The organism is Streptomyces sp. NPDC046931, assembly GCF_040644655.1.
GTDB lineage: Bacteria > Actinomycetota > Actinomycetes > Streptomycetales > Streptomycetaceae > Streptomyces.
This window is the reverse complement of sequence record NZ_JBEYWX010000005.1, coordinates 183,704-202,461: the sequence shown is the minus strand read 5'-3', so window position 1 is coordinate 202,461 and position 18,758 is coordinate 183,704. Positions and strand designations below refer to the sequence as shown.

The following is an 18,758-nucleotide window of genomic DNA, read 5'->3' as shown; positions in this document are numbered from 1 at the left end:
TGGCCCGCCTCAACGTTGGTTGTCGTAGATCCCGCAGTGATTCAGTGATATGCGGCAGCCCGGTCATCCACCTGCTTCAGCCCCGGGCGATCGTGCCTCACTTTCGAGCGTCAGGCCGGTCACCGAGCTGCGCACGGTGGCTGTCCAAGCCACCAACTGTGCTGGATAGCAGGGCAGTCGGCTAGGGTGACACTTCGAACTCATGAGTGAGCGGGAGCAACGGGGGTTGCCTTATGTCTGCTTGCGTTGGCTCGTCCTGCGCCGAAGGGCGCTTGCGCTGGTCAAGCGGGAGCCGACATGGCGTCTGACTTCGCCCGGCTGCTGAAGCAGGACTTCTCCGACCTGGATGCCGCGGCCCAGACCTGGCGCAAGCTGTCGACGACCATGGACTCTTTGACGGACCGCCACCGCCGGCAGGTCACCGGGCCACTGCATCACTCCTGGAAGGGCGACGACGCGGACTCGGCCCTCTTCTATCTGGAGGACGTCGAATCGCGGATCGGCGTGGTCGAGACGGAGGCCATGGCCGTCGCCGAGGTCCTGGACACCACAAGGTTCTGGATGGAGCAGGCTCAGACGGATCTGCGCAACGCGGTGCGGCGTGCGGAGGGGGACGGCTTCGAGGTCGATGACGACGGCTGGATCAGCGACCCGACGACCATGGACCTTCCACGCCAAGACCCCGACGCGCGGATGATCGTCGCGGATCGGAGCGCCCTGCTCGGGCAACACCGCGCAGCCATCGACGAGGCCCTGACCGCCGCGCACAAGGCCAGCGACGACGGCGCGAAGGCCCTTGCGGAGCTGAACGGAGACATCCTCACCGACCCGTTGAGTCATGACGCTGCAGCGGAATCCGCTCGGGACACCGAGCGAGCGATGAAGGCGGTGGGCGTCCGGCCCCCGCAGATCCCCGAGGACGACCCGAAGGCCGCCGCCGAGTGGTGGAAGGCCCTCAGCCCCGAGGAGCGTCAGACCTACACTGCGCTCTATCCGAAGAAGATCGGCGCGACCGACGGCCTGCCGACGGACGTACGCGACGATGCCAATCGCACGGCCCTCGCCCAGGAGCTCAATATGCTCCGGGAGGGCAAATACAGCGAAGAGTTCCCGGGCGAAAGCCTGGAGACGGTCAACAGGCGTCTGAACAACGCTCAGGTGCTCAATGACCAGCTCGAGGCCGCGGACGGCGCGCCCGAAGGCAAGGAGCTGTACCTCCTCGGCTACGACTCCAAGGACGACGGACGGGCCATCGTCGCGAAAGGCAATCCGGACACGGCGGCGCACACCGGGATCCTGGTGCCGGGCACCAATACGAACATGGACGCAGTACCCGGTCAGATCGAGCGCATCGGCAGGTTGCAGGCGGCGGCGGAGAATCGGTCCGACGGCGAGAGCGTGGCGATGATCACCTGGCTCGGCTACGACGCTCCCGAAGCGTCCACGACCGACTTCAACAGCGTCGGCGGGACCGGCCGGGCCGAAGACGCCGCTCCGGACCTGCGTCAGTTCGTGGCGGGCACGCAGGCCTCGCACGACGGGCCGCCGAGTCACACCACCGTCCTCGGCCACAGCTACGGCTCCACAGTGGTCGGTGCCGCCGCCGCTGGAGGCTCCGGCCTGGGCGCGGACGACATCGTGGTCGTCGGCAGCCCGGGGATGACCGTGGACGAAGCGAGCGATCTGCAGATGGATCCGGAGCATGTGTGGATCGGCGGCGCGAAGGACGACGCCGTCATCAACCACGCCTCCGACCTCACCCTCGGCCGCGACCCGATGCTTGGAGGCTTCGGTGGCAACAACTTCGAAGTCGATACCCACGGCCACAGCGGCTACTGGGACAAGGACAGCGACTCTCTCGACAACCAGGGAGCAGTCATCGCGGGAAGGCAGCCGACGGAGGTTCCGAAGGAGGGCGGCGAGCTGCCGCCGGGCGCCTACGTCGTCCCCGGTCTGTAACCCCCTTCTCCGCGCATTCCTCGGTGTCTCCGCGGCCATGGTCCTGACTGGAGGTTGTATGTCCCAGAGTGACGCCCCGAATGCCCCGCTGCCCCGCATGGAAAAAAAGGCCGCGCTGAAATGGGCCAAGGACTACACCGCATACATGGCCCGGCTCACGGATGTGGGACTCGTCCCCTCGACGGCCAAGGCGAACTTCGAGGCGTGTATCGGGGCGAACGACGAGATCGCCAAGGACGGCCGGTACAGCCTCTTCTACTACGTCTACTCCCCGGCCCCTGTCACGGAACACACACGCGTCGTGCGGACGCTCCGCCGGGAACTCACCCAGCAGGGGTACGAGGTCACCGGGTACCGGGAGTTCAAAGACGCCTACTCATCGGCGGTGTTCAGGGCCAACAACAAGGAGAACTCCTATCGGGTCACGGCCGAGACCGTCGGCTCCGGCAAAGCGAAGCCACAGCGCCTCTCCTTCTCCGTACGCACCCCCTGCATGCTGTCGCCCGGCGTCAAGCAGCAGCAGTTCTGAACGCCTGAGAGGAACCGGACGTGTCCCAGCGCACCGATGTCGACCCGGCAGAACTACGCGCCTCAGCCGGAGCCTGCGACGACATAGCCCGAACCATGGAGGACCCCGCCGACAAGGCCGTCAAGGAGGCCGGGACCGCGGGCGGTTCACTCACCGGCTGGTCGATCGGACCCACCCTCACGGAGATCGCCACCAGCTGGAAGCCGGCCCTCGACGGTCTGCACGCCCGCGTACAGGCCGGCGGGGACAACCTCAGGTCGTCGGCGGACGGCCATGAGTGGAACGACGAGCGGGTCTCCCAGGACTTCGAGAAGACCGGCACGCACACCGCGACACAGGCCACCCCCGGTGCGATGCCCGCGGTGCTGCGCCCGCGCGGGAGCGGGCAGCACCCCGTCGGCCACCCGGGCGGCGCCCCAGGATTCGACCCGGGCGGCCGGCCGTCCGGCGACGGACCACTGGACCCGCGCACCTCGTACGGCACCAATATGCCGACGTACCACGAAACCGTCACCGCCCCTCCCACGCCCGGTACGAACGACTTCGGCTGAACCGCTACGCATGCCTGACCGACAGGATCAACGGGCAACAGAGCGGTTTCCCGATGGGCCGCCTGCCCCGAGATAACCCAACTCGCCGCTCACGTGCGGCTGCCGGTGGGCCGGGCCAGGAGGTCGTGGGGCGAACTCACGGTACGGCTATGCCGCCACGTCCATCTCGGCGATCCCGCTCTCATACCAGTCGTACAGTGCCTTCCTGTTCTTCTCGAAGGCCTGCTGCAAGGGCGGCAACGTCGACTTGGCAGAGGGGGCAGCCGTGGCATCGCGTGCCGCAATCGAGGAACGGTTCTCGCGGATTGAGTTCCCGCCTGCGCAGGACCTCTGCTGGAGGTGATGGAAAGTGTCATCGTCCTACAGACGGGTTGGACGCTGATGCGGCCTCTTGACCGAATCTGCTGCTGTGTGTGGGTGAGGAGGCCTTGCGGCGCACGGGACGGGGCGCGGGAGGCGGCTTTGCTCCCAGTGTCCGGGACATGGGCGAGGGATTTGTCTCTGCTCCGGGCTTCCCAGCGCTTCAAGGAGAGCCATGCGATACACCACCCTGTCCGCCATCGCCGCCCTGGCCACGATCGTGGTCAACGGTGTGAGCGCGGTACCGGCCGTCGCGGCCCGCGGCATTTCGGTGCCGTGCGACACCACGGCCCTGATCAACGCGCTCGCCACGGCGCCCGCGGGATCCACCCTCGTCCTCGCCCGCCACTGCACCTACCACCTGACCACCGCCTACGCCGGCGCCGACGGACTGCCCCCCATCGACAGGCAGCTCACCGTCGAGGGCCGCGACTCCACGATCGTCCGCGACGGGCTGACGGCCGGTGCCTTCCGCATCTTCCACGTCACCCCCACCGGTGACCTCCGGCTCGACGGCGTCACGATCCGCGGCGGCAACGCGCCCGATGCGGGGGGAGGCATCCTCGTCGACAGCTCCGGCAATCTGAAGCTCGACAAGGTCACCCTCGACAACAACCAGGCCGACATCGAGGGAGGCGGCGTTTTTGTCGTGGGTGGCGCCACGGCGTACATCACCCGTAGCGAGTTCACCTTCAACAACGCGGGAGAGGGTGGAGGCCTGCAAGCGGACGGCACCGTCACCACCGACAGCGTCGAATTCACACACAACAACGCCGGGGTTGGCGGGGCCATCGGTCACGAGGACGGTATCGCGGTCTTCCGCAATACCACCCTGAAGAACAACACCAGCAGCTTTGACGGCGGTGGCATCGACACAGAAAGCGGCCCCGTCCACTTCATCAACAGCAAGATCATCGACAACACCACCACAGGTGCGCAGGGCGGCGGGATCTGGAACGCGGTCTCGCTGACGCTCATCAATACCGAGGTCTCAGGCAACGTCGCAGGAGGCTCCAACGGCCAGGGCGGCGGCATCTACAACAATCCCGCCGGCACTCTGATGCTGCGGAACAGCTCGGTCGACCGCAACAGCGCGAACGGCTCCGGCACGTCACAGGCCGGCGGCATCTACAACCTCAGTGCTGCGGTGACGCTCGATCACAGTGAGGTGAACAACAACGCCTCGACCGTGGCACCGGGCGGCGTGTGGACCGACACGCAGTTCACGGTGAACCGGTCGGAGATCCGGCGCAACATTCCCACCAACTGCGCGGGCAGCCCCGTCATCGTGACCGGCTGCGTCGGCTGACACAACCTCCGATGCCGCGCCCCGCACCGACCGCCGATTCCGGTGCGGGGCGCCGCACGTTGTGGGGCGCCCGGCCCAGCACATCAGAGGGCCAGCGCGGGCACGAACCTGCCCCCACACGTCGGACAACCTGCTCACCTGGAATGCAGGGGGTTCAGGCGAATGCCGTTTCGCACCTGAAGCAGGTGAGTACGGCGTTCATGCGCAGCTGATGGCGATTCCTGAAAACGATCAGAGACACTCCTCGCCCCACTCGGTCCGGTTCTCAACGGACTGGGGAAGTTCACCGAGCATCGCGAGCAGAGACTCAGCCGGTGCCCTCGTCCGGCTTGTCGAGGAGGGCCAATTCCTCTTCGGTCAGGCGCAGGCTTCCGGCGGCGATGTTCTCCGCGAGGTGTGCCGGGTTCCTGGTGCCGGGAATGGCCAGCACGTGCGGACCGCGGTGGAGGGTCCAGGCGAGCCGTACCTGGGCCGGCGTCGCACGGTGGGCGCACGCGACGGAGTGGACTCGCGCATCGTGCTCCTGGCCTGCGGCTGCCTCGCGCCGCAGGCCGGAGACCGCGAAGAACGGGACGAAGGCGATGCCCTGCTCCCCGCACAGGTCCACCAGCCCGCTCTCGTCGGCACGGCGCCAGTCCAGGCCGTAGGAGTTCTGCACGCAGACCACGGGCGCGATCTTCTGGGCCTCGGCCACGTGCTCAGGCAGGACACCCGAGAGCCCGAGGTGCCGGACCAAGCCGGCCTCGCGCAGCTCAGCGAGAGCGCCGAAGTGCTCGGCGATCGAGGCCGTGCGGGGGCCGCCGGCGCGCAGGTTCACCACGTCCAGGCAGTCCCGGCCGAGCTGGCGCAGGTTCTCCTCGACCTGGCCACGCAGCTGGTCGGGGCGAGCCATGGTGATCCACTCGCCGGAGGGATCACGCGCCGGGCCGACCTTGGTCACCACGACCACACCGCCGGACCAGGACGAGAGTGCTCGGTTGATGAGCTCGTTCGCGGACCGCAGTGGTGAGAAGTAGAAGGAGGCCGTGTCGATGTGGTTGACCCCCTGCTCGAACGCGCTGTGCAGCAGGCCGACGGCGACATCGCGGTCGATCGGCCTGCCGTCGGAGTTGCCCATCATGCCGTTGCCCGTCAGCCGCATCGCGCCGTAGCCGATGCGATTCACCTCCAGGTCCCCGAGCATCCAGGTCCCTGCTGCCGCCGCTGCGCTCACCGTGCTCCTTCATCCGTCGGTTCGTCAGGTCCCGGAGTATGGGGCCGCCACGGTGTGCTGCGACAGGTCAACGAGCTGGGCGAAACGTCACATCCCTTTCGGGAAATAACCACCGCCGCAAAGTCGTTGGACCTGGCAAGAGAGCGTCGGTCGGGACGAGCTTTCAGACCTTGTGCCGCTGTTCTGCTGTCGGCGGCCATTGAGAATTCCCCACGTGCGGCCACCTTCGCCGTCACTCTCCGTCGATGTCCCGGGGCCCGAGTTGCACGGTGCGAGTCAGCCACAGATGGGTCGTGGACGCGGACGGCATTGCCTTCGTAGTGCTTCTGGGAATACGGATCCGCGCTTGTTCTCTGAACGCGGTGGCACGGTCGGCGTCGGCCCTCTGGCGCGCGGCCGGCCAAGCCTTGTCCGGACGAGAAAGTGCGGTGATCACGCAATGCAGGCGGTGCGGTTTCACGAGTACGGCGCGACTCGGCCGCCACACCATGGGAGTGCCCACACCTCTCTCCGGCCGCACCGCTCTGGCTCCGATCCGGTTCCGGCCGGCCATCGCCGCCTGAGCCCACGGACGGCCCTCCCGCCGCACAGAAGACCGCCCCGGGCATCGGGCCCCGGGGCGATCTTCTGTGTCCAGGGAGAGCCACGAAGACCCCACGACAGGCCCCGGCCTGATCCGGCTGGTCCGGACGATCACTGCACAGACCGGCGCATTACGCCCTTATGATCCTTGCCATGACTACACCGAACACCAACCACCCCTGCGCCTGCGGCAGTTACGCCTTCGAGGTACTCATCCACGAGAACGTCGGCGGTGACAAGGCCTGGCAGCAGAAGACGACCGGCTGTACCGCGACGACCCAAAGCACGTTCGCGCCAGGACACGACGCCAAGCTCAAATCGCTGCTCATCGCCGCAGGTGTCGGCGGCCACCAGGCGCGCCAGACCACCCGTGACACGGTGGTGGCCAAGGATGCGGTCAGGGTGGCCGCCGACCTGGGGTGGGAAGACCTCGTCCGCGAGGCCATCGCCAAGGGGCGTTAGCGTCGTGTCGGCGTGCCTTCGCCCCGGCAGCGGTAGCACTGGCACAGCGGCCACCGCGTGTCGATCAGTGGCACGTTCGGCATCGTGTCGACCGACCACTCTCGCGCGCTGACCTCCTCGGTTTTCCCGGTGGCGGCCCATGCGCAGTTCGTCGTGGTCGACGACGTGAACCTGGTCTCCCGTCCGGCGGGGTTGGCCTGGGAGGTGGCCGGGGCGCCGTACGTGGCCGGCACGACTGCCTACGCTACCGTGTTCGCGGTGGACCCCGGCCCGGACGACACGGTCGTCGTCTCCGGTGCGGCGGGCGGAGTCGGGCCGCTTGCCGTGCAGCTCGCGCGGCGGCGCGGCGCCACGGTGATCGGGCCGGCGAGCGAGCGGAACCACGATTGGTTGAAGGATCGCGGTGTCCTCCCGGTCGAGTACGGGCCAGGCGTGGCCGAGCGGATCCGTCAGGCGTCCGGCGGCAGGGTCGACGCGTTCATCGACACCTTCGGCGACGGCTACGTGGCACTGGCAGTGGAGCTGGGCGTGCGGCCCGAGCGAATCAACACGATCCGCGACTGGCAGGCCCCGGCCGAGGTCGGCGCGCGGACCTACGGAGAAGGCGCGGCGGCGTGTGCGGTCGTGCTCGGCGAGCTGGCCCGGCTTGCCGCCAGCGGGCAGTTGGAGGTGCCGATCGCCCGCACCTACCCGCTGGAACAGGTGCGAGACGCCTTCCGCGAGCTGGAGCAGCAGCACACCCACGGCAAGATCGTGCTCCGGCCCCAGCTGCAGCTGCCCGAGCGGGCATCGAGCAGGCATCCCCGAACATCAATGCGGGCGGGGAGCGGGTGGAGTGGCTGGCGCTGCCTGCGCGCAGTCCTCCACAACGCCCAGTCCGTCACCGTTCTGCCCCGGCGGCCACGCGGCTGACCACCGGCCGGGTGGCGCCGACCCGCCCGCCCGCTGACTCGAACGCTTCCGCTGGTGATCAGGACTGCCAAGGAGACCGATCGGCAGGGCAGGTGGCTGACCGGGGCATGCCGGGGCCGGGCTCCCTGGCGGGTCCCGGTGCGCGGGTCAGCCACCGCGACGGGAGGCCAACCGGGGCGTCACAGCAGGAAGCTGAGCCTCTCGTCCGTGCTGCCCGGCGCGATCTCGATGACCTCGGCCGTGAGCACGTCCTGGGCGACGAACGGGTCCTCCTCGACGCGCTTCTGCAGCTCCTCGCGCGACGTTTTGTGGGCCGGGATCGCGCCGCCGAGGCCCGGCTCTGGATGCTGCCGACCAGCAGGAAGACCCCGTCGTCCAGACCGCGCTTGATCCACTCCTGGTGGCCGGCCATGTGCTGTCCGGCGGCGGAGTTGTTGTCGGAGAACCGAAGCAGGACCGCGCATCTCGGCGACGTTCTCCGCCACCTGGCGTCAGAGGTCAGACCGAGCAGGTCGGGAACAGGCTCTCGCCGTCCTTCCACTCTTTCGTCTGGCCGTTGAAGGTGCTCGGGGTGGAGGCGACGCGGACCGTGGCGACCGCCGCACCGGCGGGCATGAATCGAAGCTCGGCATCGTCGACCGGGTTGCCGACGACGGTGATGACGGTCTCGCCTGCCACCGCGAGTCCACGCGGGTCCTGGCGCACCCCCGCGCCAGAACCACACCGGCGCAGGCGCGCTCGGGGTTTGCAGAAGGTGCCGTCGCGGAGCATTGCGAACAGCACGCTGATCCGTTGTCGGGCAAGGCGGAGGAGGGCTTGCACGTGGGTCTTTCCCCGGGCCCCGCAGCGGTCGTGGTAGCGGCCACAGGCTGACCCCGGCCGGCAAGGGGCCCGAACCCGGGTTCTCAGGCGGGGCATGCCGTTTCGTCGCGAACGGCGTTTCGCGCTGCCGGCCTCCAGGGAGGAGTCGGTCATGTGTGCGGGGAGCGTTCGGGACCTTCCGCCCCGCTGCTCGAACGATCGCGCGGATGGCAAGCGCCACCGCGCCCTGACCGCCGGCCCGCTCCATGCTGCCGTCGCGCCTCCGAGCGCGAGCCGTGCCCGGGCGTCCTCCCCGCTTTCGCCTGCGGGCCTCGCTGGCCTGCGCATGGCACCACCGCGAAGGCGACGACGGCCGCCGCCGCGAATCACCCCACGAGTGCCGCCGCCGACCCGCGCCGGCAGACAGACACCGAGGGCCTGGTGAAGGCTGAGCTGCTGCATGACGGCGTTGGAGGGTGTGCGGTGGGCCGGCGGTCAGTCCAGGCTGCTCAGCAGCGTCCGGCCCTCCTCCCGGGCGGCGGCCACCGCCGGCTCTCCGAGCCCGCACAGGCGCAGGCACGACGACGCGATGGTCTCGGTGTCAGCCGCATCCGGCTCACGGGAGCGCCGTATCTGGATGACAACCTCCACCAGCTGGATCAGCAGTTCACCGAGCCGCTCGGCGGGCAGGCCGCGCGTGACGTCCTCGGTCGCCGCCAGGGTGCCCAGCGTGCCGTAGCTCGACTGCAGACGGCCCCGCTCGGCCCGGAAGGCGTCGAACCGCTCGGCCCGCACTTCCGGCAGCAGATAGAGCGTGCCGATGTTGTACGGAGTGCGGGAGAGGGTGCGTACGTCCATAGCGGCCACGGCGTAGAGTGCGGCGGCCGCATCCGCTTGCTCGGGCACCAGGGCCCGGATCCGGTCCACCATCTGCAGACTGGGCCGCACGGACGTCGCCAGCAGCTCGGCGAGGATCTCCTCCTTGGTGGCGAAGTGGTAGTAGAGCGAGGCCTGCCTGATGCCGACCCGCTCGGCGATCATGCGGGTGCTGGTGCTGGTGATCCCATGGTCGACGAAGAGCGCCCCGGCGGCGTCGAGGATCTGCTCCCGGGCGGAGGTGTCATGGTCGGACGGCGGCGTGTGCCGGGGCCTGCCTTGACGGGGACGCGTCGTCATGGCCCCATCCTGCCACCAGGTGTCCGCCCTGCGGCCTCCGGTCACGCGGACGCCGTGTACGCCCGCCAGCCACCGAAGCGGGTGATGTCGGGCGCGCCCTCGACGGCGTACGGCTCGACGAGGAAGCCGCAGACCTGCCGCCCGTCGGCCAGTTCGACGGTGCCGATGGTCAGCGGCGCGGGCACGGCGGCGGTGAACGTCCCGAACCCGGCAGCGGGTAGCCGCCAGATCTCCCCCTCGACGCCCGTCCGCGCGTCGCCGCCTGACGCCGTGGCGTGACCCGCCCCGGCGCCGGCGTCCCGCCCGCCCTCGGTGACCCGGAGCAGGCCCGGCTTGGGCGGCTCGGTGGCCAGGGCGTACAGCCGGTAGCCGCCTGTGGTGCGGGCCGGGCCGGTCAGGGTGCCGCCGGCCTGCACCAGCTGGGCATTGAGGGGCTGACCGGTGAGGTGGGCGCCGACCACGAACAGGTCGAGCCCGGGGTTGGCGAACCGCTCGGCCAGCGCGGCCAGGGCGCGGTCGGAGAAGGCCGGTCCGGTGAACATCACGCCGAACGGCAGGCCGTCCACGAACCCGGCGGGAACGGCGAGCGAGGCGCAGTCCAGCAGGTTGGCGAAGTTGGTGAACCGTCCCAACCGGGCGTTGGCGCCGACCGGGTCGGCCGCCACCTCATCGAGGGTGGGATGCCAGGTGGTGGTCGGCGTCAGGAGAGCTGTACAGCCGTCGAGCACCGCGCGTCCGGCGGCGCCGAGCGCGGCGAGCCTGGCGGTGTCGGCGGCCCAGTCGGCGGCGGTCTTCTCCCGGCCTGCCAGCACGATGGCGGCGACGGTCGGATCGAGGTCCGCCCCGATCAGGTCGCGGTGCTTCTCCAGATGCGCGCCCACGGCGGCGTACCGCTCGGCGACGAACGCGCCGCCGTACAGCAAATCCGCGGCCTGAAGCAGCGGGGTGATGTCGGTTTCGACGATCTCCGTCCCGGTGCCCGCCAGGTGGGCGACGGCGGCGTCGAAGGCTTCGCGCCAGCCGTCGGCCATGCCGGTCAGATGCTCCCCGGCCGGTACGGCGATCCGCGGGCGCGCGGGGGGCGGCGGAAGCTGGGTGCCGGTACGGGAGAGCGGATCGGCCGGATCGGGGCCTTCGGTGAACTCCGCGGCGGTGCGGGCCAGTTGCAGGTCGCGGGCGAAGACGGTCACGCAGTCGAGCGTGTAGCAGGCGGGGACAACCCCGGTCACGGGCACCAGACCCTTGGTGGGCTTGACGCCGACGATGCCGTTGAGGGCGGCGGGCACCCGCCCGGAGCCGGCCGTGTCGGTGCCGAGCGCGATGTCGGCGACGCCCAGCGCCACCGCGACGGCGGATCCGGAGGACGACCCGCCGGAGATACGGGCCGCGTCCCAGGCGTTGCGCACCGCGCCGTAGGGGCTACGGGTGCCGACCAGGCCGGTGGCGAACTGGTCCAGGTTGGTCTTGCCGAGCACCACCGCGCCGGCCGCGCGCAGCCGCGCCACCGCGGGCGCGTCGGTCTGCGGTTCGTAGGAGTACGACGGGGCGCCCGCGGTGGTGGGGAGGCCGGCCACGTCGATGTTGTCCTTGACGGCCACCACCAGACCGGCCAGCGGCAGCGCCGGGTCGACACCGTCCGCCTCGGCGAGCACCTCCTCGCGTGGCCTGAGGTGGATCCAGATCTCGGGCCGGCCGACGCCCTCGATCCGGTCGTAGGCGGCCTGGACGCGTGCGGTCGGTGTCATGGCGTTCATGCCCGCACCGCCGCGAGGATCTGGCCGGGGGCGACCTGCTCACCGGGCTTGACGTAGATCTCCAGCAGTGTCCCGGCGGTGGGGGCGTTCACCTTGGACTCCATTTTCATCGCCTCCAGGGAGAGGATCGCATCGCCGCTCGCGATGGTGGCGCCTGGCTCGGCGGCGATCTGCCAGACGGTGGCGGTGTACGGCGCGATGACCGGGACCGCCCCGTCCGGCAGGGTGACGGCAGCAGTGGCGGTCACGGGTTCGGGATCGTCGGCGCGGTCGAACTCTCCCGCGGCTCGCCAGCGTTGCTTCTCGGCCTCGAAGGCGGTGCTCTGCCGCCGGCGGAACGCGGCGATCGAGTCGGCCTCCGCGGCAAGGAAGGCGTTGTACTCGGCGATCGAGAAGGTGCCCTCCTCGGTCGCGAAGTCGCCGCGCCCGGCGTCGGTCTCGGCCCGCAGTTCGAGTAGTTCCTCCGCGGTGACGGGATACCACTCGATGCGGTCGAAGAAGCGCAGCGCCCAAGGCGAGTCCCGGAACAGGCCGCCCTTGCGGAACCGGTTCCAGATCTGCACGGTGCGGCCGACGAACTGGTAGCCGCCGGGGCCTTCCATGCCGTAGATGCACAAGTAGGCGCCGCCGATGCCGACGGAGTTCTCCGCGGTCCAGGTGCGGGCCGGGTTGTACTTGGTGGTCACCAGGCGGTGCCGTGGGTCGAGCGGGGTGGCGACGGGGGCGCCGAGATAGACGTCGCCGAGGCCGAGCACCAGGTAGGAGGCGTCGAAGACGGTGCGGTAGACGTCGTCGGCGGTCCGAAGGCCGTTGACACGGCGGATGAACTCGATGTTCCAGGGGCACCACGGGGCGTCGTCGCGCACCCCGGCCATGTACCGCTCGATGGCGAGCCGGGTGGCCGGGTCGTCCCAGCTGAGCGGCAGCCGCACCGTGCGGGAGGGGACCACCAGTTCGTCGCTGGGCGGGACTTCGTCCTCCAGCTCGCGCAGCAGGGCGGTGAGGTCACGGGCCTTCAGCCGCCGGGCGTCGGTGTGGATCTGGAGGGAGCGGATGCCCGGGGTGACGTCGAGGATGCCGTCGGGCGCGTGGCCGGCGAGAGTCTCCTGCAGGGCGTGGACCCGCATCCTCAGGCCGAGGTCGAGGACCATGGGGCCGTACTCGACCAGGACGTTGTCGTCGCCGTCTCGGCGGTAGGTGACGGCGGGGCGGGCATCGGTGGCCTCCAGGCGGCCGAGTACGCCGTCGTCGCCGTCTCCGCCCGTGCTGATCAGCGTGGGGGAGGAGCGGCGGGCATCGAGGGCGGCCGCCTCGGCTTCCCTGACCGGTACGAAGCGGACGGTGTCGCCGGGGCGGAGCTGGCCGAGTTTCCACAGTTCGCCGCTGGCGACCACCGCGGGGCAGACGAACCCGCCGAGGGACGGACCGTCGGGGCCCAGGATGATCGGTGTGTCGCCGGTGAAGTCCAGGGCTCCCACCGCGTACGGCGTGTCGTGGATGTTGGAGGGGTGCAGGCCCGCCTCACCGCCGTCCTGGCGTGCCCACCGCGGCTTGGGCCCGATCAGGCGGACGCCGGTGCGGGCCGAGTTGTGGTGCACCTTGTAGTCGGTGGCGTAGAGGGTGTCGATGTCCCCGCGGGTGAAGAACTCGGGCGCCGCGTGCGGCCCTTCGGTGACACCGATCCGCCAGTGCGAGGTGATCGCCGGCCGGCGCTCGGGCGGGGTCGGGCCGCCACCGGCCGTCGCCGAAGCTCCGGGTCGAAGCACATCCCCGGCGCGCAGCGCCCGACCGCCGTGCCCGCCGAAGCCGCCGAGGGTGAACGTAGAGGCGCTGCCCAGGTATTCGGGTACGTCGATGCCGCCCCGGACGGCCACATAGGTGCGCAGACCCGGCCCCCGGCAGGCGCCCAGCACCAGGGTGGCGCCGGCCGGGACCGTGACGGGCTCCCACAGGGCTGCCGCGCTGCCGTCCACCGTGACCGGGACGGGGGCGCCGGTGACGGCGACCACGGTGGCGGCCGAGAAGCGCAGGGTCAGCCCGCCCGCGGTGACCTCCAGGCCAGGCGCCTGGGCCGGGTTGCCGACGGCCAGATTCGCCTCGGCGAAGGAGACGGCGTCGAAGGGGCCGCTCGGCGGTACGCCCACGTGCCAGTAGCCGAGCCGGCCCGGAAGGTCCTGGACGGTGGTCATCGCGCCCGGCACCAGGACGTCGACGCGCGGCTCGGGGTCGACGGTGGTGGCGAGCGTGCTGGTGCTGTGCACCGCCTCGCGCACCTCGCCCCGCACGGCCAGCTCGCGCAGCAGGCCCAGGTTGGTGACAATGCCGTCGATCCGGCTCGCGGCCAGGGCCTGGCCGAGCACGTCGAATGCGGCGTCCCGGGTGGGGCCCCTCGCGATCACCTTGGCGAGCATGGGGTCGTAGTACGGCGAGACTTCCAGACCGGTTTCGGCAAAGCCGTCGACGCGCACGCCGGGCATGTTGTCGGCGCCCTGGCCGGGGAAGGCCGCCCGGGTGATCAGGCCCGAGGACGGCAGCGAGTCCTTGCCGGAATCCTCGGCGTAGACGCGAGCCTCCACGGCATGCCCGGCGGGCGTCCACTCCCGCTCGAACACCGCGTCCTCGACCCAGCCGTCGCGGGCCAGGGCGAGCATCAGTTCGACGAGGTCGACGCCGTACGCCTCCTCGGTCACCGGATGCTCGACCTGGAGACGGGTGTTGACCTCCAGGAAGGCGGCCTCCTCGCGCACGGGGTCGTAGACGAACTCCACGGTCCCCGCGCCCCGGTAGCCGACCGAGGCGAGCAGCCGCCGCGAGGAGTCGTGCAGCAGTGCCCGCACATGAGGAGGCAGGGCCGGGGCCGGGGCCTCCTCGATCACCTTCTGGTTGCGGCGCTGCAACGAGCAGTCTCGGTCGCCGAAGACGGCGATCCGGCCGGTGCCGTCGCCGAAGACCTGCACCTCGACATGGCGGGCGGGGCGCACGAGGCGCTCCAGGAACACCCCGGCGGACCCGAAGTTGGACTCCGCGAGCGCCGCGACGCGGGCGAATGCCTCGCGCACCTCGTCGGCGGTGGCGCAGGCCTGCATGCCGATGCCGCCGCCACCGCCGGTGGCCTTGACCATCACGGGCAGCCCGATCGAGGAGGCCGCGGTGACAGCCTCCTCGGCGTCTGCCAGCAGTTCCGTCCCGGCCAGCAGCGGCACTCCGGCGGCCTTGGCCAAGGCGCGTGCGGTGTGCTTCTCACCGAAGGCGGTGATCTGGTCGGCGGTCGGTCCCGCGAAACGCAGACCGGCCTCCTCGACGGCACGGGCGAAGACGGTGTTCTCGGAGAGGAAGCCGTAGCCGGGGTGGATGATGCCCGCGCCCTGGGCGAGCGCGGCCTCGATGATCGCCTCGCCGCGCAGATACGACGCGCGGGCGGGCGCCGGACCGAGGCGGACCGCGTGGTCGGCCTCGCGGACGTGCGGGGCGGCGCGGTCGGCGTCGGAGAAGACGGCGACGGTACCCAGGCCCATCTTCCGGGCGGTGCGGATCACACGGCGGGCTATCTCACCGCGGTTGGCGACGAGAACGGCGGTGGGGCGGATCACGCGCCCTCCTTCGCGGTGCGGGCGGCGTGCGCGGACCGTGAGTCACCGGCGACCGGTGCCGGCTCCACGACGATCATCCGCAGCGGAGTGGGGTTGAAGTCGTTGCACGGGTTGTTCATCTGCGGACAGTTGGACACCATCACCAGCACATCCGTCTCGGCGCGAACCGCAACCCGACGGCCCGGCGCCGACATGCCGTCCACGATGCCCAGCGCGCCGTCCGCCTCGACGGGCACGTTCATGAACCAGTTGAGGTTGGAGACGATGTCCCGCACCCCGAGGCCACGCCGGCCGGCCTCGGCGAGGAAGTTCTCACGGCAGCCGTGCTGGAACATCACATGATGGCCGTAGCGCAGGGTGTTGGACTCCTTGCCGCACGCGCCGCCGATGGTGTCCTGGCGGTCGACCTCGTTGGCGACGACGGTCATCAACGGGCGGCCCTCGCTGCTGCGCAGCACGGTGCCGGTGCGCACATAGGCGTTGCCCTGCCAGGCCAGGGTGTCGGGGACGCTGTAGCGCTCCTCGGGATCGTCCGCGTTGTAGAGCAGACAGTCGGCCGACTGGTTGCCGCCGACGTCGACGATCGTCAGGACGTGCCCCGTCCGCACCACCGCCGACCAGGGCGCGTTGGGGGCCACCGTCTCGTTCAGGACGACGGCGCCCTCGACCAGGCTCGCTCCCCGATCCAGGGGAGAGCCCTCCGCGTACACGGCGCCCACGGGGACGGTGGAGGCGACCGTGCCGCCGGCGGCGGTCGGGTAGTTGACGGGCCTGGTCTCGGTCCGCGTGCTCGCCATGTCACAGCCCCCGGGCTTCGCAGTAGTCGACGGTGTTGAGGTAGGCCCGGTGCAGTTCCGGAGTGGCGGTGAACCGCGGCTCGCCGGGGCCGGTCGGGGCACCGCGCCAGGCGTGCACCCGCAGTGGGCCGACCACATAGCCGGGACGAGGGTCCAGCGGATGGGCGACATTGGCGACCAGCACCAACAGGGGCATCTCCGCGACGAGTTCGACCTGCGTGCCCGCCCCCGCGCTGCCCTGCCAGGTCAGGGTGCCGTCCGCTTCGACGCGCACGCCCTGGAAGAAGGACAGGCTGGGTGGCAGGTCGCGCCGGCTCAGACCGTGCTTGGCGGCCGCTTTGAGGAAGAGCCCGCGGCCGGACGGCGACGGCCCCTCGGGGCGGGCGTCACCGTACTTGCGCTCGTTCCAGGCGTCGGTGGTGGTGCCGCAGAAGGCGTCGTGCCGGCCGGAGGAGTCATCGCTGACCACCGCCAGGATCCGGCCGTCGCCGGACAGCAGCGGATGGTCCTTGCCCGGATAGGCTTGCCAGGGCACCTTCTGGGTGTCGGCGACGTTGAGCCGCTCCGCCGGCTCCAGGGCGTTGAAGAGCAGCAGGTGGGCGCAGGCGTCACCGCTCGGGTCGTCGAAGCGCAGCCGTGTGCCGCGGGCAAGGATTTTGTGTGTGTAGCCGCCGGGCGCCACCGTCTCCGCCCATACCAAGGCGGTCGCGTCCACCCCCGGCGGGCAGTACGGGCTGTCCGACGCCGGCAGGTACGGCATCCACGCGCCGACCTGCCCGCCCTGGGCGCGGGCGTCGTCGCGGGCACTGTGGACACTGTCGGTCAGGCGCAGATCACGGGCGCGCGTGGGCGTCTGCCCGGCCGGGTAGCGGCCGTGTGGCGGCACGGCGGTCGAGCTCTCGGTGGTGGTCATGGATGTCCCGTCGTCCCTTCGTCGGTACGTCATCGGTGCCTCCGCTCGTGTCACACGGACCCTCAGGCGGGCTCGGCGACGGCCTGCGCGTCCAGGGTCGGCTCGGTGTGCGTGTGCGGTACGTGCCTCAGCTCGATACGGCGGTGCAGCCTGCGGGCGAGGAAGTAGCCGGCACCGGCGGCCAGGCTGAGCCCGATGAACAGCAGGGCGCTCCACCGCAGCCACCACGTGCCGCCGGTGAGGTCGTAGATCTCTGCACGGGGCCAGATCAGGTTGACCGTCATACCGGCCTGGTAGATCACGGCGAGCGCATTGACCGCCACTCCCCATCGGCCCAGCGAGAACAGGGGCCGGCCGGTCTCGTCGACGCCCACCGGCAGCCCGCCGCTGCCCCGCTGCCGGATCCGGGTGACCAGCAGCGGCACCGTCACGCCCAGATAGGCCAGGTACAGCAGGGCGATGCAGAGGCTGGAGAGGGCGGTGAAGATCGCCGACTGGCGGATGTTGACCACGAGCGCGATCGCGGCGCCGACGCCCACCACGATCGACGTGGTGATCGGCGTAGCGGTGCGGGCCGATACCTTGCCGAGGTGCCGGTGGAAAGGCAGGGCGCCTTCGCGGGCCATGGAGTACATCATCCGAGCCCCGGAGGTCTGCACGGCCAGGGTGCAGGCGAACACCGCGACCGCCACGCAACACAGCAGCAGTCGGCCCAGAACCCCGCCGAGCCGGTCGGTGAGCACCCAGGACAGACCACCGGCGGCCAGTTGTCCGTCGGTCAGACTTCGCGCCGCCATCAGCCCCGAGACGATCAGCAACGCGCCCCCGACACCCGAGGTGATCAGCGCCCGCAGGATGGTCCGGGGAGTGGTTCGGCGCGGGCTGTGGGTCTCCTCCGCCAGCTCGCCCGCCGAGTCGAAGCCGACCATCACGTACGCCGCCATCAGCGAGGACGCGAGAAAGGCCCCGAAGTAGCCGCCGTGGCCGGCCCAGCCGGTGGGCTGGGCCACCGCCTGCGGACCACGCTCGGGCAGGAAGAACAGGATCAGCACCAGTGCGAGCACGCCGATGATCTCGACCGTGACGCCGAAGCTGGTGGCGGCGGCCATCTGGCGGATGCCCAGGATGTTCACCACCGTGGTGATGACCAGCAGGACGCATCCCAGCAGGACCGCGTTCTGCGCGCCGGTCGGGGAGCCCACCGACGGATCGCCGCTCGGACCGCCGACGATCTGGAACCCGGACCAGATGCCCGGCAGCACCGCCTGTGCCGCGATCGCGGCCGCCGCGACCGTGAGGATCTGCCCGATGATCATGATCCAGCCGACGAACCAGCCCGTCGTGGTGCCGGCCAGCCGGCTCGACCACTGGTAGATCGCCCCGGATATGGGCCAGCGCGCGGCCAGTTCGGCGAAACACAGCGCGACCAGCAGTTGGCCCGCGAAGACCAGCGGCCACGTCCAGAAGAACGCCGCGCCGCCGAGACCGAAGCCCAGCCCGAACAGCTGGAAGACGGTGGTGAGGATCGACACGAAGGAGAACCCCGCGGCGAACGACGCGAAGCCGCCTACGCCGCGGCGGAGTTCCTGCTGGTAGCCGAAGAGTGTGTGGCTGGTCGTGCCACCACTGCCAGGGTCCTGCGCAAGGGGGAGTTCGGGCCGGCTCATCGCCGCACCTCCGATCGGTCGACAGATACCTGTCGCTTGATAGGTATTGCGATCGTCGGCCGGACCGGTCTCACACCCGAGTCCGGGGAGTTAACTTCGTGTATCCGCGGGCCCGCCCCGAAGATGACTGCCTGCCAGTTCCCGCAAGCGGCGCCCGTCGAAGGAGAGGCCGTGGCCCGGGTG

At 70.4% G+C, this 18,758-nt stretch carries 13 protein-coding genes and 2 pseudogenes; 6 read left to right on the top strand and 9 right to left on the bottom strand.

Annotated elements, in window-relative coordinates; genetic code table 11:
* The first annotated feature begins 297 nt into the window (after positions 1–297).
* From ABZ876_RS12855 to ABZ876_RS12840, 4 genes are all read left to right on the top strand, one after another.
* On the top strand, positions 298–1,959 hold the full coding sequence (locus tag ABZ876_RS12855) for an alpha/beta hydrolase (RefSeq protein ID WP_361778630.1): 1,662 nt from the start codon (positions 298–300) through the stop codon (positions 1,957–1,959).
* Between the two features lie 58 nt (positions 1,960–2,017).
* Positions 2,018–2,488 (top strand): hypothetical protein, encoded by a 471-nt coding sequence (locus ABZ876_RS12850; RefSeq protein ID WP_361778627.1) that lies wholly within the window; start codon positions 2,018–2,020, stop codon positions 2,486–2,488.
* 20 nt (positions 2,489–2,508) lie between these two features.
* Positions 2,509–3,039, top strand: coding sequence for a type VII secretion target (locus ABZ876_RS12845; RefSeq protein WP_361778624.1), 531 nt, complete (start codon positions 2,509–2,511; stop codon positions 3,037–3,039).
* A 535-nt stretch (positions 3,040–3,574) separates the two neighbouring features.
* Positions 3,575–4,708 carry a hypothetical protein gene (locus ABZ876_RS12840; protein WP_361778621.1) on the top strand — a complete coding sequence of 378 codons (1,134 nt, stop codon included), beginning with the start codon at positions 3,575–3,577 and terminating at the stop codon, positions 4,706–4,708.
* Between the two features lie 307 nt (positions 4,709–5,015).
* Here the strand turns inward: ABZ876_RS12840 and ABZ876_RS12835 are convergent, their stop codons facing one another.
* Positions 5,016–5,921, bottom strand: a complete 906-nt coding sequence (locus ABZ876_RS12835; RefSeq protein ID WP_361778618.1) for an oxidoreductase — start codon at positions 5,919–5,921, stop codon at positions 5,016–5,018.
* 735 nt (positions 5,922–6,656) lie between these two features.
* Here ABZ876_RS12835 and ABZ876_RS12830 point away from each other — a divergent pair.
* Together ABZ876_RS12830 and ABZ876_RS12825 are read left to right on the top strand one after the other, a co-directional pair.
* Complete coding sequence (locus ABZ876_RS12830) at positions 6,657–6,965, top strand: hypothetical protein (RefSeq protein WP_361778615.1); 309 nt, start codon at positions 6,657–6,659, stop codon at positions 6,963–6,965.
* Positions 6,966–7,049: 84 nt separating this feature from the next.
* On the top strand, positions 7,050–7,877 hold the full coding sequence (locus tag ABZ876_RS12825) for a zinc-binding dehydrogenase (RefSeq protein ID WP_361778612.1): 828 nt from the start codon (positions 7,050–7,052) through the stop codon (positions 7,875–7,877).
* Positions 7,878–8,293: 416 nt separating this feature from the next.
* On the opposite strand, the pseudogene ABZ876_RS12820 reads toward ABZ876_RS12825, so the two are convergent.
* The 8 genes and pseudogenes from ABZ876_RS12820 to ABZ876_RS12785 form a co-directional block, all read right to left on the bottom strand.
* Positions 8,294–8,555 (bottom strand): annotated as a pseudogene (locus ABZ876_RS12820) (single-stranded DNA-binding protein); the annotation flags it as partial.
* A 60-nt stretch (positions 8,556–8,615) separates the two neighbouring features.
* Positions 8,616–8,735: pseudogene (locus tag ABZ876_RS12815) on the bottom strand (IS110 family transposase); the annotation flags it as partial.
* A gap of 438 nt (positions 8,736–9,173) precedes the next feature.
* Positions 9,174–9,854, bottom strand: a complete 681-nt coding sequence (locus ABZ876_RS12810) for a helix-turn-helix domain-containing protein (protein WP_361778609.1) — start codon at positions 9,852–9,854, stop codon at positions 9,174–9,176.
* A 41-nt stretch (positions 9,855–9,895) separates the two neighbouring features.
* Positions 9,896–11,599 (bottom strand): allophanate hydrolase, encoded by a 1,704-nt coding sequence (locus tag ABZ876_RS12805; protein ID WP_361779040.1) that lies wholly within the window; start codon positions 11,597–11,599, stop codon positions 9,896–9,898.
* A gap of 5 nt (positions 11,600–11,604) precedes the next feature.
* On the bottom strand, positions 11,605–15,198 hold the full coding sequence (uca, locus tag ABZ876_RS12800; RefSeq protein ID WP_361778606.1) for an urea carboxylase: 3,594 nt from the start codon (positions 15,196–15,198) through the stop codon (positions 11,605–11,607).
* A complete protein-coding gene (locus ABZ876_RS12795) occupies positions 15,195–15,995 on the bottom strand; it encodes an urea amidolyase associated protein UAAP2 (RefSeq protein WP_361778603.1) in 801 nt (266 codons plus the stop codon). Before ABZ876_RS12795 ends, uca begins: the two co-directional genes overlap by 4 nt.
* 1 nt (position 15,996) lies before the next feature.
* Positions 15,997–16,908, bottom strand: coding sequence for an urea amidolyase associated protein UAAP1 (locus ABZ876_RS12790; protein WP_361778600.1), 912 nt, complete (start codon positions 16,906–16,908; stop codon positions 15,997–15,999).
* Between the two features lie 62 nt (positions 16,909–16,970).
* Positions 16,971–18,575 (bottom strand): amino acid permease, encoded by a 1,605-nt coding sequence (locus ABZ876_RS12785; protein ID WP_361778597.1) that lies wholly within the window; start codon positions 18,573–18,575, stop codon positions 16,971–16,973.
* Positions 18,576–18,758: the final 183 nt, after the last annotated feature.

Coding starts and splice junctions, on each gene's coding strand:
- ABZ876_RS12830 (WP_361778615.1), top strand. CDS start 6,657: ATGACTACACCGAACACCAACCACCCCTGCGCCTGCGGCAGTTACGCC.
- ABZ876_RS12805 (WP_361779040.1), bottom strand. CDS start 11,599: ATGACACCGACCGCACGCGTCCAGGCCGCCTACGACCGGATCGAGGGC.
- ABZ876_RS12855 (WP_361778630.1), top strand. CDS start 298: ATGGCGTCTGACTTCGCCCGGCTGCTGAAGCAGGACTTCTCCGACCTG.
- ABZ876_RS12850 (WP_361778627.1), top strand. CDS start 2,018: ATGTCCCAGAGTGACGCCCCGAATGCCCCGCTGCCCCGCATGGAAAAA.
- ABZ876_RS12840 (WP_361778621.1), top strand. CDS start 3,575: ATGCGATACACCACCCTGTCCGCCATCGCCGCCCTGGCCACGATCGTG.
- ABZ876_RS12790 (WP_361778600.1), bottom strand. CDS start 16,908: ATGACCACCACCGAGAGCTCGACCGCCGTGCCGCCACACGGCCGCTAC.
- ABZ876_RS12785 (WP_361778597.1), bottom strand. CDS start 18,575: ATGAGCCGGCCCGAACTCCCCCTTGCGCAGGACCCTGGCAGTGGTGGC.
- ABZ876_RS12795 (WP_361778603.1), bottom strand. CDS start 15,995: ATGGCGAGCACGCGGACCGAGACCAGGCCCGTCAACTACCCGACCGCC.
- ABZ876_RS12810 (WP_361778609.1), bottom strand. CDS start 9,854: ATGACGACGCGTCCCCGTCAAGGCAGGCCCCGGCACACGCCGCCGTCC.